The organism is Microbacterium cucumeris (assembly GCF_058349845.2).
Window position 1 is genome coordinate 74859 of the sequence record NZ_JBYRIZ020000004.1, and the last position, 15797, is coordinate 90655.

The window sequence follows — 15797 nt, forward strand, 5'->3', positions numbered from 1 at the left end:
CTCAGACGGGGGGAGACCATCCTCGTCGTACGATCGCGCGATCGATCTCCTCGGGGGAGAGGACCTCGTCGATGACGCGGAGGGCGGCGCCGCGGGAGCCTGCGAGCGACCCGAGCGACGTCCCCACGAGCACGAGGTCCTGTGCGGACGCCGGGAGGGCATTGGCGTGCAGGCCTTCGCGGATCCCGGCGAACAGCACGGCACTCTCCGCCAGATACCCCCAGGCGGTGATCGCCGTCGGGTTGAGCAGGTTCACCACCGAAGCGAGCGTCTGACCGATGCGCATTCCTGCACTGCGCAGCGCATGAACCGCGTCAGGGTCGCCGTCGTCGGCCAGTCGGATCACGTCCCGCACATGTTCGACAGTTCGTCCGGCGGCCCGCAGATCGCGGACCAGCGCCTGGCCGCTCGCGACCGAATCCAGGCACCCGATACGACCGCAACTGCACGGCTGTACGGAGCCGTCGACCTTCATATGGCCGAGTTCCCCGGCAAGGCCCTTCGCGCCCCGCACGGGCTCACCGTTCACGACGATCGACGCGTTGATCAAGGTGCCGAGCTTCAGGCACACGAGCACTTCGGCATCGGGCCAGGAGAGTCGGTGCTCGGCGATCCCCAGCATGTTCACGTCCAGCTCGAGGAAGACCCGTACCCCGAATCGGCGCTGAAGGACCTCCTTCAGGTGCTCGGCATCCCACGGCTCTCTGGATTCGCGATCCGTCATTCCGGAGAGGTCGAGATCGCTCGGCATGCCGAGTCCGATCCCTGCCAGGTCGTCCGCCGAAGCTCCGTGGTCCTCGAGAAGAGCGAGGAACGACAGCATGAGCGCGTCCTGAACCCGCCGCGAGCCCAAAGCGACTCCGGTCTCGACGAACTGTTCGCGCAGAACGGTTCCGTCCAGCGATGTGAGCGCTGCACGGAACCCGGTCGCACCGATCTGTGCGGCGAGGACTACGCCGCCCGAGGGGTCGAAAGCGCTCGTCGCGGCGGGGCGGCCGCGCTGACCGGGCAGGGGCTCGATCCGCCGGATCAGACCCCACTGCTCCAGATACTCGAGCCTCTGAATGATGGTGGACCGAGCGACGTCCATGGCCTGCGCGAGTTGGGAGACGGTCTGCGTCCCCTGGCGGATCATCGACAGGACCTGGCCCGTGCCGTCGACTTGCGCAGCTGTGGCAGACGGGCGCACCGGTCGACCCTTCGTCATCGTTGTCCATCCCTTCGGTGTCCCGATCGTACTCACAGCACGAAGACGATGAGCTCCCAGCTTAACGAAGTTGCCCAACATAAATATGTTGACGATCAACATAATGTGACATAGCCTGATCGCGGGCGATCCGGCCCGACGTAACGGTCACATCCCGATGCAAGGGGGCATCATGTTTTCCTCACGCAGACTCACTCGAACCGTGGCAGTCGCCGCGATCGCCGGCCTGGCCGTCGTCGCCAGCGGTTGCGCGATCCAAGAGGGCGGCGGTGGCGGCGAGACCACGTTGACCTTCTGGAACTACTACAGCGGTACCCAGCTCGACTGGCTCAAGGAGCAGGCGGCCACTTTCGAAGATGAGCATCCCGGCGTGACCGTCAACCTCGTCCAGACCGTCGGCAGTCAGCACGATCAGAAGCTGCTCGCCAGCGTCGCCACCGGCTCGACGCCGGACCTGTTCATCAACAACATCGTCGTCGACTTCCCCACGCTCGTGGCAGGCGGCGTGATGCTCGACCTCACGGATTACTGGGACGACTTCGACGCGGCATCCGAGTTCCCGGACAACGCCGCCTGGCGCAGTGACGACAAGGTCTACAACCTCATGTCGTACACCAACCTGCTCGGGATGTACTACAACAAGGACATCCTCGACGAGTACGGGATCGCCGTCCCCGAGACGCTCGACGAACTCACCGCAGCAATGGAGACGGTGGCAGCAGGCGGCGAGTACCAGGGGGTGGCGCTCTCGGGTGCGGCATCGGTCGAAGGCGCGTGGCTGTTCGCTCCGCAGTTCCTCGGTCTCGGCGTGGACTACTGCAACCTTGCCGACAACGCCGACATCGTCGGCGGCGCCTTCGACCGCGTGGCCCAGTGGCGTGAGGAGGGCCTGCTTCCGCAGGCGGCGGCGACCTGGGACCAGAACGCCTCGTGGCAGCAGTTCATGACAGGCAAGTACGCGTTCGGGCTGAATGGCAACTGGCAGCTCGGCAACGTCAAGGATGCCGCGTTCGAGTACGGCACCACCCAGTTCCCGGCTCCCGAGGGCGGCGTCAGCCAGGTGTTTCCGGGCGGCGAGGGATTCGCCATCGGATCGAAGAGCAAGAATCCCGATCTGGCTTGGGAGTTCGTCGAGCAGATGATCATGTCGCAGCAGGGCGGCGAGAGCGTCTTCGAGTTCGCCGGCTCCATCCCGCTGAACTCGGGCGCTGCCGGGTCCGAGGCCGTCACCGCGGACCCGTTCGTGCAGCCGTTCGTCACCGCGGCGCAGGCGACCGCGAACTGGCCCAACAACCCCGAGACCTCCGCGATGCAGAAGGCGCTCGGTACGGCGGTCAGCTCGGTGATCTCGGGTCAGAGCACGGCCGCCGAGGCGACGGATGCCGCGATCGACGACATCTCGGCCGCGATGGAGAAGGGTGGTGGCACCTGCTCATGAGCGGTGACACGACTGCGGCGGTGGTCCTGGGTCAGCAGGGCCGCCGTGGCTACCACGGACGATCGCGTGGACGGTTCGGGGCGCTCGGGTTCGGGCTCCCCGCGGCCGTCCTGCTCGTCGCCCTCGCGCTCTACCCGATGGTCGTGCTGTTCCGGATGTCGTTCAGCGACGTCGGGCCCAGCAACATCATCGGGGAGTGGGACTGGGTGGGCGGCGCGAACTTCGCGGCAACGCTGCAGGACCCCTCCTTCTGGGACGCCCTGTGGCGCACCCTCCTGCTGAGCGCGATCCTTCTGGTCTCGAACCTGCTGCTCGGGTTCATCGCGGCGACGATCCTGGCCTCATCCGGTCGGCTGACCGCCATAACCCTCAGCATCATGGTCTTCGTCTGGGCGCTGCCCGCCCTGGTCAGCGGCAGCGTCTGGAAGTTCATGCTGGACGACTCCGGCTCCGTCAACGCGGTCCTGGGGGCGCTCGGGCTCGGCGCCGTGCCGTGGCTCAGCTCGCCGACGCTCGCCCTGTGGTCGGTCGCGGGGGTGATCGCCTGGTCCGCCCTGCCGTTCTCCGCGCTGATCCTGCGCGGCGGACTGCTCGCCATCTCGGCCGACGTCCTCGAAGCCGCCGCGATCGACGGCGCGGGCTTCTGGCGCACGCAGGCACGCATCGTCATGCCGTTGCTGCGCCCCACGATGTGGATCCTTGGGATCCTCACCCTGATCAACTCCTTCAAGACCTTCGACTTCTTCTACGTCATGACATCCGGCGGCCCGGGCACCGCCACCAACACCCTGCCGGTCATGGCCTACCTGCAGGCGTTCAGCGCCTTCGACATGAGCACGGGCGCGACCGTCGCCGTGCTGTCGATGATCATCGTTGTGGCCTTCGCCGTCCCCTACGTCCGCGGAATCCAAAAGGAGGAAGACGAATGATCATCAGCCGGACCCAGCGTGTGAGCTTCGCCATCCTCAAAGTCGTGCTCATCCTGCTCTACCTGATCCCTTTGCTCTGGATCGTCCTGACGTCCCTGAAGGACAACGCGGCCATCCTGCAGGACCCGAACGGGCTGCTGTTCATCCCGACGTTCGACGCGTACACGGAGCTGTTCTCGACGAGCCTGGGCGCCATCGTGACGTCCGTGCAGATCGCGGTCCTGGTCACGGCGGCCGTGGTCATCCTGGCCGTTCCCGCCGCGTACGCCCTCGCGAAGCGCGCGAACATCTGGGTGGCGCGCACGATCGCGATCGTCCTGGCCGTGCTGTTGATCCTGCAGATGATCCCGCAGCCGATGACGGTGATCCCGCTGTACAGCGTCCTGGCGAACTGGGGACTGCTGGGATCCCTCGGCGGACTCATCCTCGCCGACATCGCGATGATGCTGCCGTTCGCGATCATGATTCTGCGCCCGTTCGCGCAGTCCGTCCCGCGTGCCATCTACGAGGCGGCCGAGATCGACGGCGCCGGCACGTGGCGCACCTTCCGGTCGATCACGGTGCCGATGATGGGCAACGGCATCTTCACGCTGATGAGCGTGGTGTTCATCGGGGCATGGGGAGAGTTCGTCTACGCGATCAATTTCCTTCCGCAGGGCACTGTCCTGCCGGTGAGCGGTCTGCTCGCGTCGCAGAACACCACCTACGCCGCCAATTGGAACAGCCTGATGGCATTGGCCGTGATCACGTCCCTGCCGCTGCTGATCGTGTTCATCGTCTCGCAGAAGCAGTTGATCAACGGCCTGACGCTCGGGGCAGTGAAATGACCGCCCCCGCCGTCCACCTCGTCGGCGCGCTGGACACGAAGGGCGTCGAGTACGGTTTCCTGCGCGACCGCCTGCGAGCGGCAGGGCTGCCGGTCATCCTCGTGGACACTGGGGTGCTCGATCGCCCGCAGCTCGAGGCGGAGGTCGACAGAACCGCGGTCGCGGATGCCGGCGGGGAGCTGCTTGGCGACCTGCAGGATCGCCCGGATCGCAACCACGCCATGCAAGTGATGGCTGCCGGCGCCGCTCGGATCGTCTCCGATCGCCACGCGCGGGGCCTGGTCTCCGCGGTGCTCGCGATCGGCGGGTCGAACGCCGGCTTCGTGATGAGTCGCGTCGCCGGCGCCCTGCCGATCGGAGTGCCTAAGCTCCTGGTGTCGACGATCGTCGCCGGTGACACGCGTCCGTACGTCGGTACCTCGGATCTGATGATGATGTACCCCGTCGTCGACATCGCCGGTCTCAACTCCGTGAGCATCCCGGTCCTGGCACGTGCGGCGGACGCGCTCATCGGCATCCTGCAGGCAGTCCCCGTGCCGCCGCGCGACGGCCGAATCCCCGTGATCGGCGCCACGATGTTCGGCGTCACGACCGGCTGCGTCAACGCTGTGCAGGAGAAGCTCGAAGCGGACGGCGCCGAAGTGCAGGTGTTCCATGCCACCGGCACTGGCGGCCGCAGCTTCGAGGCGCTGATCCGCGCCGGGGCCTTCGACGCCGTCGCCGACCTCACCACCACCGAGCTCGCCGACGAGCTGCTCGGCGGCGTCTGCTCGGCGGGACCTGATCGGCTCACGGCAGCCGCGCTCGTCGGCATCCCGCAGATCGTGAGCCCCGGCGCCATGGACATGGCAAACTTCGGCGCGCGCGGCACAGTGCCGGCGTGGTTCGCTGATCGCCTGCTGCTCGAGCACAATCCATCCGTGACGCTGATGCGCACGAGCGCGGAGGAGAACGCCGTCCTCGGCAGGACCATGGCGGAGCGCCTGAACGCCGCCGCGGGGCCGGTCGAGGTGCACATCCCCGCCCTGGGCTTCTCGCAGATCGCCGTCGAGGGGGCGCCGTTTCATGACCCCGTGGCGGACGCTGCTTTCATCGACGGCCTGCGGGGCGCTCTCTCGCCCACCATCCCCGTGGTCATCCACGACCTCGACATCAACGCCCCGGCCTTCGCCGCAGCGGTGCATTCGGCACTGCAGGGCATCCGCACACCCCACAAGAAAGGCTGACGCCATGCCTGCACGTACACAGATCCTCGCCTCGATGCGCCAGAAGATCCAGGAGGGCCGCCCGATCATCGGCGGCGGGGCCGGAACAGGGCTCTCTGCGAAGTGCTCGCAGGAGGCGGGACTCGACTTCATCGTCGTCTACAACTCGGGCCGCTACCGGATGGCCGGGCGCAGCTCGATGGCGGGGCTGATGCCCTACGGCGACGCCAACGCGATCGTCATGGAAATGGGCGCCGAAGTCCTCCCCGTCGCGACTGAGATCCCCGTCGTCGCGGGCGTTTGCGGCACGGACCCGTTCCGCCTGATGCCGCAGTTCCTCGACCAGGTGAAGGCCGCCGGATTCTCCGGTGTTCAGAACTATCCGACGGTCTGCCTGTTCGACGGCATCATCCGTGCCAATCTCGAGGAGACCGGTCTCGGGTTCTACAAGGAGGTCGAGCTGATCCGCCTCGCGCACGAGCGTGAGCTCTTCACGGCCAGCTACGTGGCCAATCCCGAGGAGGCCGCGGCGATGGCGGCGGCCGGAGCGGACGTCGTCGTCCCCCACATGGGCCTGACGACGGCCGGAATGATCGGCGCGCAGACGGCGCTGACGATGGACGAGTGCAAGGAGAAGATCGCGATCCTGCGCGACGCCGCCAGGGCCGAGAACCCCGACGTCATCGTGGTCGCGCACGGCGGCCCGATCTACGGCCCGGACGAGGCCGCCGAGATCATCCGCACCGTTCCCGGCGTCCAGGGCTTCCTGGGGGCGTCCAGCATGGAGCGCATGCCCACCGAGGTCGCCATGGTCGATCACATGCGTTCGTACACCCGCATCCCGCTGTCGGCCTGACAAGCGGCCGAAAGGAGTCAGCACATGTACCGCATGACCATCGTCTACAGCCGCCCCGACGACGTCGCGGAGTTCCGTCGCTACTACGACGAGGTGCATATCCCCCTGGCGCGGAGGATGCAGGGACTCGCCGGCTGGAACCTGGTCTGGATCGACGATCCGGCCAGCGACGCCTGCCTGATCGCCGAGCTGTACACCGGGGACAAGGCCACCATGGACGCCATGCTCGCCTCGCCGGAGGGGCAGGCCGCGAACCAGGACCTGGAGAACTTCGTGACCGCCCCGGTCGCGTTCCTCACCGGATACGAAGAGCAGGTGGAGCTGTCATGACGACGCAGCTCACAGTCGCCGTGGTCGGTCTCGGGTTCGGTTCCGACTTCGTCCCGATCTATCTCAGCCACCCCGGAGTCGGCCGAGTCGTGCTGGTGGACTCGGCCGCGGACCGCCGCCGTTCCCTGGCGGCCGCCTACGGACTCGACGAGGGATACGACTCGCTCGACGAGGCGCTCCTCGATCCCGACGTGGACGCCGTGCATATCCTCACGCCGGTGTTCCTGCACACCGACATGGTCGTGGCCGCTCTGGGTGCCGGCAAGCATGTGGGCTGCGCCGTGCCGATGGCGACGAGCCTGGACGACCTGGAGCGCATCATCGCGGCGAAGGAGCGCTCTGGCCGCACCTACATGATGATGGAGACCACGGTCTTCGCCCGCGAGTACTTCGCCGTGCAGGGCATGATCGGGCGCGGCGAGTTCGGTGCGCTCACGCTCTATCGCGGATTCCACATCCAGAACCTCGACGGCTTCCCCTCCTACTGGCAGGGTTACCCGCCGATGCTCTACCTCACGCATGCGCTGGCGCCGATCCTCGCCCTCGAGCAGACCTCGGTCGCCTCGGTCTCCGCCCGCGGCGCCGGTACGCTCGCGGAGCATCGGCGCACCGGCGGGTTCGACAACCCGTTTCCCGCAGAGGTCGGCCTGTTCACGCTGCGCGACAGCGACGTCCTCGTGGACATCACGATGGCGTTCTTCCAGACGGCGCGCAGTTATGTCGAGGGGTTCAGCCTGTACGGCGAGCATCGCGGTGTGGAATGGCCCATCGACAACGAGGGCCCCCTGACGGTGTTCGACATGACGAGCCCTGACGAAGGCGGACGCGGCAATCGCGTCGCGGCGAGCGAGTTCGAGGCTCCCGAGGAGACGGAGCGGCTGCCCGTGCCGCTGCGCGGCTTCGTGCGGCCGAGTACGGTGCAGTTCGAGGGGATGCCCGAACCGGTCGCGGTGGGTGCGCATCACGGCGGCTCTCATCCCCATCTCGTGCACGAGTTCGTGACCAGCATCCTGGAGCAACGACCGCCGACCGTCGATGTGTACCGCGCCGCGGCATGGACCGCCCCCGGCATCTGCGCGCATGAGTCGGCTATGAACAGAGGGAAGCCGATCGACGTCCCCGATTACGAGTCGCGGCGAGGACGGTGACGGTCGTCACCAGACCGTGTACCCGCCGTCCGCGATCACGTCGGAACCCGTCATGAGGCTGGAGGCGTCGGAGGCGAGGAACAGGATCACCGACGCCACCTCGTCCGGCGTGCCCAGCCGCCCCATCGGCGTCCGCTCGCGCCAGATGACGCCGAGCTCGGGCTCGCGCTCGAGCAGCGCGGCGGTGAGATCCGTGGCGATGTATCCCGGCGACACGGAGTTCACGCGCACGCCGCGGTCGGCCCATTCCCCGGCGAGCGTCTTCGTCAGGTGCACGACACCGGCCTTGGCCGCGTTGTAGCTCACCTGCTTCTGCGGGAAGTTGCTCACGGTGCCGCTCATCGAGGCGATGTTCACGATGGCGCCGCGGCCGGCCTCCAGCATCCGCCGGCCGAAGGCCTGGCAGACGAAGAAGGTGCCCGACAGGTCGATGTCCACGACCTGCCGCCAGTCGGCGGCGGACATGTCCTCGGCGCTCGCCGAGCGCACGATCCCCGCCGCGTTGAGCACGACGTCGGGGGTGCCGAATCGGGCGGCGACATCGGATGCCGCGGACTCCACGGCCCCGGCATCCGTCACATCGACCCGGAGGAAGACGGCGTCGAGGTCGGTATCCGTCATATCCAGGTCGAGCACGACGACACGGCAGCCCTGCTCGAGGAAGCGGCGGGCCGTCGCCAGGCCGATTCCGCGTCCTCCGCCCGTGATGACGACGAGTTTGCCGGCAAGGTCGCGATAGTTGGCGGACGTCATGCGGGTCTCCTCACTCCTGCGGCGCACGCGGCGGCGTCGCGCCGATGTCCGGAACCGGGGCGGTCCCCAGGTGCACCTCCAGGTCGTCGGCGCTCGGCGTCTTCGGTCGCCGGGCTGTCGGCCGGTCGAGATAGAACATGGCTGTGGAGGCGATGTCGTCGCGCAGCGGCAGGTAGCGCCATCCGCTGCGCCACCCGAGTGCCTGGATGTCCACCTTCGGGATGCCGGTGGAGAAGTGGATCGGATCCAGCAGGTGCCAGCGGTACATCCCGAAACGCTGCTGCGACACGTACAACCCGTCAGGGCGGATCACCTGCGGCATCCCGAGGTAGGGCGTCGAATACGCGGTGTATCCCTGTCCGGGGATGTCGAAGTTCCAGGCGCCGCCGAAGTAGTCCTCGGTGCCCGTGCCGCAGATGGTGGGGTAGTCGGTGTCGTCGTCCAGATAGAACTTGATCTCGCCCTCGCCCCACCAGCCGTTCGCGTTCACGCCCCACGCGAGGTAGGTGCCGACGTACTGCCCCTGCCCCTCGATGCCCTCGAGGATGACGTGGGGTGTGCGATCCTCCAACGGGTTCGATCGCCGCCACTGCGCGTGGAAGTACGCCTGGTCCGAGTAGTCCCCGCCGATCTCGTAGGTCACTTGGTAGTACACCCGCACGTCGGCAACCGAGGTGTTCTCGAGCGTGAGGCGCGCCCCCTCTCGGAACGGCATCGGCCAGTACGAGTTGAACCCGCCGTGCGGGTTCGCCGCGATCGCCTGCGAGTCGACCTGGGCGAACACGCCCCAGCCGTTGCAGAAGAAGTCTCCGTACGGCACTTCGACGGCCGGCTCCTCGGCCCCGTCCCAGTATGCGCGCAGCAGCAGTGTCCGCCAGTTGTCGGTGTGCGTGGTGATCCAGATATGCGTGATCTTCCCGGCGCCCGGGATGTTCGCGAGCTCGAAGGTCTCGCCGGCCTTGACGTCCACGCTGGGCGAGATCTTCCACCCCGGTCCGAGATCGCGGGCGCAGGACGCTCCCGTCCCCTCGGTCGCGCGTCCGCCGCCACCCGGCGAGCCGTCGAAGTTCTCGGGGGAGATGGATCGCGTCTGCACGGTGCGCAGAGCCGAAACCGAGGAGAGGTCGCTGGCGTTGGCCATGGCTGATTCACGTCCTTGTGTGTCATGTCGAGGCGTTCCGATCAATGTAATCGATTTCAGAAACTCTCGCCACCGTGCCGGCATCGCGATAGTGTGTCCCTGCCGGTTCGGGGGAAGGTGCAGATGGCCACGATCTACGATGTCGCGCAGCTCGCGGGGGTGTCCCCGGCGACGGTGTCGCGCGTCTTCAACGGCACGAGCGTGTCCGCTCCCAAGGCCGACGCCGTGCGCAAGGCGGCGAGGCAGCTGAAGTTCACGCCGAACCGCACGGCGCGGACCCTGCGGCGGCAGAGCAGCGAGGTCATCGGTCTGATCATCCCCGACATCGAGAACCCGTACTTCACCGAGATGGCGAGGGGCGTCGAGGACGTCGCCTCGGAGGCCGGGTATTCGGTGGTCCTGTGCAACTCGGACGCCCAGCTCGACAAGGAATCCACCTATCTGCAGATCGCGATCGCCGAGCACATGTCCGGTGTCATCATCGCGACGGCCTCCGAGCAGAGCAGCCTCGACGAGATCCTCGGGACAGGGCGACCCGTCGTCGCGGTCGACCGCAGCACCTCCTATGACATCGACGGCGTCGTGATGGCCAACCGCGCGGCCGGTGCCTCGGCGACCGAGGCGCTGCTCTCGGCCGGATATCGTCGCATCGCCTACATCGGCGGCCCCGAGCACATCGACACGGCCGCGGAACGGGCGGCGGGATGGCGCGACGCGCTGTCGACGGCGCAGCCGGACGCTTCGATCGACGAGCTCCTGCGCTTCGCCACCTTCCGCGTCGACGGCGGGCGCGCGGCGATGGAGGAGCTCCTGGCGCTCCCCGAGCCCCCGGATGCGGTCGTAGCCGGCAACAACCTCATCGGCGTGGGCGCCATCCAGGTGCTCACCGAGCATGGTCTGACCCCGCCGAAGCTCGGCGTCGCGGTGATCGGCTCCCTTCCCTTCACGACCCTGTCCCCCACCGCGGTCACGGTCGTGCGGCTCCCGGCCAGGCACATGGGCGTGACCGCTGCCAAGATGCTGCTGGAGCGCATCCATGGCGACGAGCAGCCGGCGCGCACCGTGGTGCTGCGCAACGAGCTCCAGGCCGCCAGCGCCGTCCGCTGAGCGGTCACGGCGCACCCCTCAGCCGCATCGCTTGCGGCTTGAAATCGATTTCGCGTACAGTGGCGGGGTACCCGGGATCGAGGAGGAGTGGGCATGGCCAGACGGGCACGCGGCATCCCGCACACGTCCGAGAGCACGGCCTTCCCGCTGGGCGGGATCGGCACAGGCAACGTCTCGCTCGGCGCCCGTGGCGAACTCCGGGACTGGGAGTTCGAGAACCTCCCCGACAAGGGGCGCCACAACCCGTACTCCTTCTTCGCGATCCATGCGCGCCTCGAGGGCGGGACATCGGTCACCCGGGTGCTGGAGGCGCGCGCGACGGGCCGGCACGACGCGGATGCCGGATATCCCTTCGACCGCCTCGCCGGTCTTCCCCGGCTGGCCTCTGCGACGCTGCACGGGGAGTACCCGATCGTCGACATCGACTTCGCCGACGACGATCTGCCGGTCGACGTCTCGCTGCGGGCGTTCACCCCGCTCGTGCCGCTGGACCCCGACTCCTCCGGCATCCCCGCCGCGGTCCTGCGCTACCGCGTCACCAACACCCAGGACGTCCCCGTCGCCGTCACGGTGGTCGGGAGTGTCTCGCACACCGCCGGCCGCGGCGACGGCCCCTGGGGCATGCGCGCCATGCAGACCGTGCGAGAGCGCGAGGAGGGCGAGATCCGGGGCCTCGACTTCGGGATCGACCTGCCCGAAGACGACCCGGGCTACGGCACGCTGAGTCTCACGACCACGGATGCCTCGGTCACCGTCAAGCCGCAGTGGGTGACGAGCTACTGGCCGGACGGCGCGCGTCTGTTCTGGAACGATCTCGTGGACGACGGGCTGCTGAGCCCGGAACCGCGGCTGACCCTCGAGGACCGCCCGCGCGGGCTGTTCGCCGAACTCGATGGGGAGGGGCAGGGGACGCTGACCGAGGAGCAGATGCTCGAGAAGCTCCCGCGGGTGCGCACCGGCTCGCTCGGCATCGTGCACGCGCTCGAGCCCGGCGAGAGCCGCGACTTCGCCTTCGTGCTGTCCTGGAGCTTCCCGAACCGGGTGCGCGGCTGGAAGGGGCACATCGTCTTCCAGGATCCGCACGCCGACGAAGTCGTGAAGAACCACTACGCGACCCTTTGGCCGGATGCCTGGACGGCCGCCACGCACCTGCACCGCGAGCTGCCGCGTCTCGAAGCCGCGACGGATGCCTTCGTCGAGGCCCTCTACGGCGGCACCCTCGACCCGGTGCTCGCGGACGCGGTCGGAGCGAACATCGCCGCCGCCCGGTCGACGACGTGCTTCATCGCGGAGTCGCCGACGCCGGAACTCGGCGAGGGCCCCGTGTTCGCGGCCTGGGAGGGCTCCTTCGATCACGCGGGGTCGTGCGAGGGGACCTGCACCCACGTGTGGTCGTACGCGCAGACCGTCGCCTGGCTCTTCCCGTCACTTGAACGCAGCGCCCGGCGCGCGGAGTTCCTGCTCGAGACCGGTGAGGACGGGGCGCAGAAGTTCCGCGGGAACCGGATCTTCGGCGGCCCCGCCTGGTTCATGGGTCCCGCCGTCGACGGCCAGCTCGGAACCTTCCTGCGGCTGCATCGGGAATGGCGTTTCAGCGGGGACGACGCGTTCCTGCGCGAGCTGTGGCCGGCTGCGGCCCGATCGCTGGACTACGCCGCGCGGGTCTGGGATCGTGACGGCGACGGTCTCCTGGACGGTGAACTGCACAACACCTACGACATCGAGTTCCACGGCACCGAGCCCCTCGCCAACGGCATGCTCCTGGCCGCGCTGCGCGCGGGCGTGCGAATGGCCGAGCATCTCGGGGACCCCGATCGTGCGACGGCATGGTCCGCGCGAGCCGACCGCGTCGCCGCGGCCATGGATGCGAAGCTCTGGAACGGCGAGTACTACCGCCAGGTCATCGCCGACCCGGACGAGCATCGCTATCAGTACGGCGACGGCGTGCTCTCCGACCAGCTGCTCGGTCAGTTCCACGCCTTCGTCAACGGGCTGGGGCATCTGCTCCCGCCCGAGCGCGTCGGATCGGCGCTCGCCGCGATCGTCGCGCACAACCATCGCGCCGACCTCACCCGGCACGAGAGCACGCAGCGCGTCTACGCGCTGAACGACGAGGGCGGTCTGCTGCTCGCCTCCTGGCCGCACGGCGGGCGCCCCGCCATCCCCTTCGTCTATTCGGACGAGGTGTGGACGGGCGTCGAGCATCAGGTCGCGGCATCCCTGCTCTTCGCCGGACGCGAAGCCGACGCGCTGACGATCGAACGATCCCTGCGCGCGCGGTACGACGGTGCGCACCGCAGTCCCTGGAACGAGATCGAATGCGGCAATCACTACGCGCGATCACTGGCGTCCTGGGCGCTCCTGCTCGGCGCCTCCGGCGCGCAGTGGGATGCACCGTCGAAGGCCCTGGGCTTCGCTCCGGTCGGACCCGGCCCTTTCCGATCCCTGTTCACGACGGGCACCGGATGGGGAACGGTCGAGGTCGACGACCGCGAGATCACCCTGCGCGTGCTCGGCGGCGGACTCGACCTCGATCGCCTCGAGCTCCGCGGAGAGCCCGTCGCCCGCGGCATCCGCCTGGCGGCCGGCGATCCGCGCACCGCTTCACTGACCATCACCCACAACGGAGAACCATCATGAGCTATACCCTTCCGGCCCCGGCGACCCGCCCGGCATCCGCCCCGCAGACCGCCTACCTCATCACCTCGGGCGATCTGCGCGAGTCCGCGAACGTCGCCGGCTGGCCCGTGCAGGAGGCGACCGAGGCCGCCGTGACCCGCGCCTTCGAGGACCTGGGCTGGACCGTCATCCGCCCGTTCGGAGTCGACCCCGCCACCGGCCACGGCTACATCTCCAGCCAGCGGATGGGCATGGAGGTCTTCAAGAACATCCCCGTCGACGCACCGCTCGTCGTCGCCACCGCCAACTGGCAGTACTCGCACCACGTGCTCGCGGGCCTGCGCACGCACCAGGGCCCCATCCTCACGACGGCGAACTTCGCGCCGGACTGGCCGGGCCTCGTGGGGCTCCTCGGCCTCAACGCGGGCCTGACGAAGATGGGCAAGCCCTACTCGACGATCTGGTCGGTCGACTTCGCCGATGACTGGTTCACGCAGGGCCTGCGCGAATGGACCGAGACCGGCACCATCACGCATGACGCCTCCCACGTGCGCGCGTTGCCCGCGCTGCCCGACTCCCCGGAGAAGGAGCTCGGCGAGGCGCTGGCCGCCGAGCTCCTGGCCGACAAGGCGATCATCGGCGTGTTCGACGAAGGCTGCATGGGCATGTACAACGCGATCTTCGATGACGAGCTGCTCAACCGTACCGGCATCTACAAGGAGCGCCTGTCGCAGTCGGCGCTCTACGCCGAGATGCTGAACGTCACGGATGCCGAGGCCGACGCCGCCTACGACTGGCTCATCGACCGCGGCATGACCTTCCGATACGGGACGGACGCCGCGACCGAGCTCACCCGCGACCAGGTGCAATGGCAGCTGAAGATGTACATCGCGGCGCTGCGCATCGCGGACGACTTCGGCCTGGACGCCGTGGGCATCCAGTACCAGCAGGGGCTGAAGGACCTCGTCCCGGCATCCGACCTCGCCGAAGGCATCCTGAACTCGACCGAGCGTCCTCCGGTGACCTCGCGCGACGGCTCCCGCGTGCTGCACGACGGGCGCGCGTTTCCGCACTTCAACGAGGCGGACGAGGGCGTCGCGGTCGACGCACTGGTCACCGACCGGGTGTGGCGCGCCATGGGCCTCGTGCCGGACAACACGCTGCACGACGTGCGGTGGGGCGAGGAGTACGACGGGCGGTTCGTCTGGGTCTACGAGATCTCCGGCTCGGTGCCGGCCTCGCATCTCGGCGGATGGGACAAGGCCGAGGGATGGCGTCAGGGGCACGTGTTCTTCCCCGCCGGCGGAGCCACGATCAACGGGGTGTCGAAGCCGGGTGAGGTCGTGCTGTCGCGCGTCTTCATCGCCGACGGCGTGCTGCAGGCCGACGTGTTCCGCGGCTCGGTGATCGAGCTGCCGGAGGAGGAGACGCAGCGCCGCAAGGACGCCACGAACCCGGAGTGGCCCATCGCGCACGTCGTGCTGCACGGTCAGAGCCGCGATCAGTTCATGGCCCGCCACAAGGCCAACCACGCGCAGCTCGTCTACGCTCCGGATGCCGCCACCGCCGACAAGGCGCTCATCGCGAAGGCGGCGATGTTCGCCGGCATGGGGATCCGGGTCAACCTCGTGGGAGACGTCGCGATCTGACATCCGACGCGACCGGCAGCAGGCCGTCCACCAGGGCGTCGACGATGTCGTCCGTCGAGGTGCCCGGATCGATCGACGAGGTGAGGCGGTCGAGCAGCAGCCCGTCGATCGCGTAATGGAACAGGGCGATCTCGCGTGCACCGCCGGGAAGGCCGGCCGCCTCGTTGAACGCGACGTCGGCGGCGAAGCCCGTGCGCAGCCACGCCGACATGGTGTCGGCGAGCTCGGGGCGGCGCGCCGACTCCAGACGCAGTTCGAACAGAGCCAGCGTGACCTCGCGCTGCGTCGACAGGCGCCGCACGATGTCGCGGAGGTACTCGCCGAACAGCTCGCGGCCGGGCTCCTGCGCGGCCCGGAGCTCGAGGTCCTCCGGCGTCGGCGCGAGGCGGGAGCCGATGCGCTCGAACAGCCCGGCGATCAGCGCCTCGCGGCTTCGGAAGTAGTTGGACGCCGTCCCGATCGGCACACCCGCCCGCTCGTCGATCGCGCGATGCGTGAGCCCGCGCGATCCCTCGCTCGCCAGGACGGCGATGCCGGCATCCGCCAGCGCCGCGCGCCGTGCCTCGTTCTTCGCCATGACAGCACACT

Annotated in this window: 14 protein-coding genes; 10 read left to right on the forward strand and 4 right to left on the reverse strand. The window is 68.4% G+C overall.

Annotation, left to right across the window (positions count from 1 at the left end):
* Position 1: 1 nt before the first annotated feature.
* Positions 2–1189: an ROK family transcriptional regulator gene (locus AC3RXZ_RS12005; protein ID WP_491494180.1), complete on the reverse strand. Its 1188-nt coding sequence runs from the start codon at positions 1187–1189 to the stop codon at positions 2–4.
* A 220-nt stretch (positions 1190–1409) separates the two neighbouring features.
* Here AC3RXZ_RS12005 and AC3RXZ_RS12010 point away from each other — a divergent pair, with 220 nt between their 5' ends.
* The 7 genes from AC3RXZ_RS12010 to AC3RXZ_RS12040 are packed head-to-tail and all read left to right on the forward strand — an operon-like array spanning position 1410 to position 7940.
* Entirely contained in the window at positions 1410–2645 is a 1236-nt protein-coding gene (locus tag AC3RXZ_RS12010; RefSeq protein WP_491494181.1) for a sugar ABC transporter substrate-binding protein, read from the forward strand.
* Positions 2642–3574: a carbohydrate ABC transporter permease gene (locus tag AC3RXZ_RS12015; protein ID WP_243228240.1), complete on the forward strand. Its 933-nt coding sequence runs from the start codon at positions 2642–2644 to the stop codon at positions 3572–3574. The genes AC3RXZ_RS12010 and AC3RXZ_RS12015 overlap by 4 nt, the downstream gene beginning before the upstream one ends.
* The gene (locus AC3RXZ_RS12020; protein WP_243228239.1) at positions 3571–4401 is read left to right on the forward strand and encodes a carbohydrate ABC transporter permease; all 831 of its coding nucleotides are present in this window, start codon (positions 3571–3573) and stop codon (positions 4399–4401) included. The genes AC3RXZ_RS12015 and AC3RXZ_RS12020 overlap by 4 nt, the downstream gene beginning before the upstream one ends.
* Complete coding sequence (locus AC3RXZ_RS12025) at positions 4398–5627, forward strand: Tm-1-like ATP-binding domain-containing protein (RefSeq protein WP_243228238.1); 1230 nt, start codon at positions 4398–4400, stop codon at positions 5625–5627. Before AC3RXZ_RS12020 ends, AC3RXZ_RS12025 begins: the two co-directional genes overlap by 4 nt.
* A gap of 4 nt (positions 5628–5631) precedes the next feature.
* Complete coding sequence (locus AC3RXZ_RS12030; protein ID WP_243228237.1) at positions 5632–6462, forward strand: phosphoenolpyruvate hydrolase family protein; 831 nt, start codon at positions 5632–5634, stop codon at positions 6460–6462.
* 24 nt (positions 6463–6486) lie between these two features.
* Entirely contained in the window at positions 6487–6792 is a 306-nt protein-coding gene (locus tag AC3RXZ_RS12035; protein WP_243228236.1) for an EthD family reductase, read from the forward strand.
* Complete coding sequence (locus tag AC3RXZ_RS12040) at positions 6789–7940, forward strand: Gfo/Idh/MocA family protein (RefSeq protein WP_491494182.1); 1152 nt, start codon at positions 6789–6791, stop codon at positions 7938–7940. The genes AC3RXZ_RS12035 and AC3RXZ_RS12040 overlap by 4 nt, the downstream gene beginning before the upstream one ends.
* Positions 7941–7946: 6 nt before the next feature.
* On the opposite strand, the gene AC3RXZ_RS12045 is transcribed toward AC3RXZ_RS12040, so the two are convergent.
* Both AC3RXZ_RS12045 and AC3RXZ_RS12050 read right to left on the reverse strand, forming a co-directional pair.
* Entirely contained in the window at positions 7947–8693 is a 747-nt protein-coding gene (locus AC3RXZ_RS12045; RefSeq protein ID WP_491494183.1) for an SDR family NAD(P)-dependent oxidoreductase, read from the reverse strand.
* 10 nt (positions 8694–8703) lie between these two features.
* On the reverse strand, positions 8704–9834 hold the full coding sequence (locus AC3RXZ_RS12050) for a glycoside hydrolase family 172 protein (protein ID WP_491494184.1): 1131 nt from the start codon (positions 9832–9834) through the stop codon (positions 8704–8706).
* A 123-nt stretch (positions 9835–9957) separates the two neighbouring features.
* Between AC3RXZ_RS12050 and AC3RXZ_RS12055 the strand changes: the two genes are divergently transcribed.
* From AC3RXZ_RS12055 to AC3RXZ_RS12065, 3 genes are all read left to right on the forward strand, one after another.
* Positions 9958–10941, forward strand: a complete 984-nt coding sequence (locus tag AC3RXZ_RS12055) for a LacI family DNA-binding transcriptional regulator (protein ID WP_491494185.1) — start codon at positions 9958–9960, stop codon at positions 10939–10941.
* A 93-nt stretch (positions 10942–11034) separates the two neighbouring features.
* Complete coding sequence (locus tag AC3RXZ_RS12060; RefSeq protein ID WP_491494186.1) at positions 11035–13581, forward strand: GH116 family glycosyl-hydrolase; 2547 nt, start codon at positions 11035–11037, stop codon at positions 13579–13581.
* Positions 13578–15209 (forward strand): fucose isomerase, encoded by a 1632-nt coding sequence (locus AC3RXZ_RS12065; protein ID WP_491494187.1) that lies wholly within the window; start codon positions 13578–13580, stop codon positions 15207–15209. The genes AC3RXZ_RS12060 and AC3RXZ_RS12065 overlap by 4 nt, the downstream gene beginning before the upstream one ends.
* Here AC3RXZ_RS12065 and AC3RXZ_RS12070 read toward each other — a convergent pair.
* Entirely contained in the window at positions 15181–15786 is a 606-nt protein-coding gene (locus tag AC3RXZ_RS12070; protein WP_491494188.1) for a TetR/AcrR family transcriptional regulator, read from the reverse strand. The genes AC3RXZ_RS12065 and AC3RXZ_RS12070 overlap by 29 nt on opposite strands.
* Positions 15787–15797 lie beyond the last annotated feature (11 nt).

What these genes read in the sequence shown, in the direction of transcription:
- AC3RXZ_RS12015 (WP_243228240.1), top strand. Translation starts at nt 2,642, where the DNA reads ATGAGCGGTGACACGACTGCGGCGGTGGTCCTGGGTCAGCAGGGCCGC.
- AC3RXZ_RS12020 (WP_243228239.1), top strand. Translation starts at nt 3,571, where the DNA reads ATGATCATCAGCCGGACCCAGCGTGTGAGCTTCGCCATCCTCAAAGTC.
- AC3RXZ_RS12025 (WP_243228238.1), top strand. Translation starts at nt 4,398, where the DNA reads ATGACCGCCCCCGCCGTCCACCTCGTCGGCGCGCTGGACACGAAGGGC.
- AC3RXZ_RS12030 (WP_243228237.1), top strand. Translation starts at nt 5,632, where the DNA reads ATGCCTGCACGTACACAGATCCTCGCCTCGATGCGCCAGAAGATCCAG.
- AC3RXZ_RS12035 (WP_243228236.1), top strand. Translation starts at nt 6,487, where the DNA reads ATGTACCGCATGACCATCGTCTACAGCCGCCCCGACGACGTCGCGGAG.
- AC3RXZ_RS12040 (WP_491494182.1), top strand. Translation starts at nt 6,789, where the DNA reads ATGACGACGCAGCTCACAGTCGCCGTGGTCGGTCTCGGGTTCGGTTCC.
- AC3RXZ_RS12045 (WP_491494183.1), bottom strand. Translation starts at nt 8,693, where the DNA reads ATGACGTCCGCCAACTATCGCGACCTTGCCGGCAAACTCGTCGTCATC.
- AC3RXZ_RS12050 (WP_491494184.1), bottom strand. Translation starts at nt 9,834, where the DNA reads ATGGCCAACGCCAGCGACCTCTCCTCGGTTTCGGCTCTGCGCACCGTG.
- AC3RXZ_RS12055 (WP_491494185.1), top strand. Translation starts at nt 9,958, where the DNA reads ATGGCCACGATCTACGATGTCGCGCAGCTCGCGGGGGTGTCCCCGGCG.
- AC3RXZ_RS12060 (WP_491494186.1), top strand. Translation starts at nt 11,035, where the DNA reads ATGGCCAGACGGGCACGCGGCATCCCGCACACGTCCGAGAGCACGGCC.
- AC3RXZ_RS12065 (WP_491494187.1), top strand. Translation starts at nt 13,578, where the DNA reads ATGAGCTATACCCTTCCGGCCCCGGCGACCCGCCCGGCATCCGCCCCG.
- AC3RXZ_RS12070 (WP_491494188.1), bottom strand. Translation starts at nt 15,786, where the DNA reads ATGGCGAAGAACGAGGCACGGCGCGCGGCGCTGGCGGATGCCGGCATC.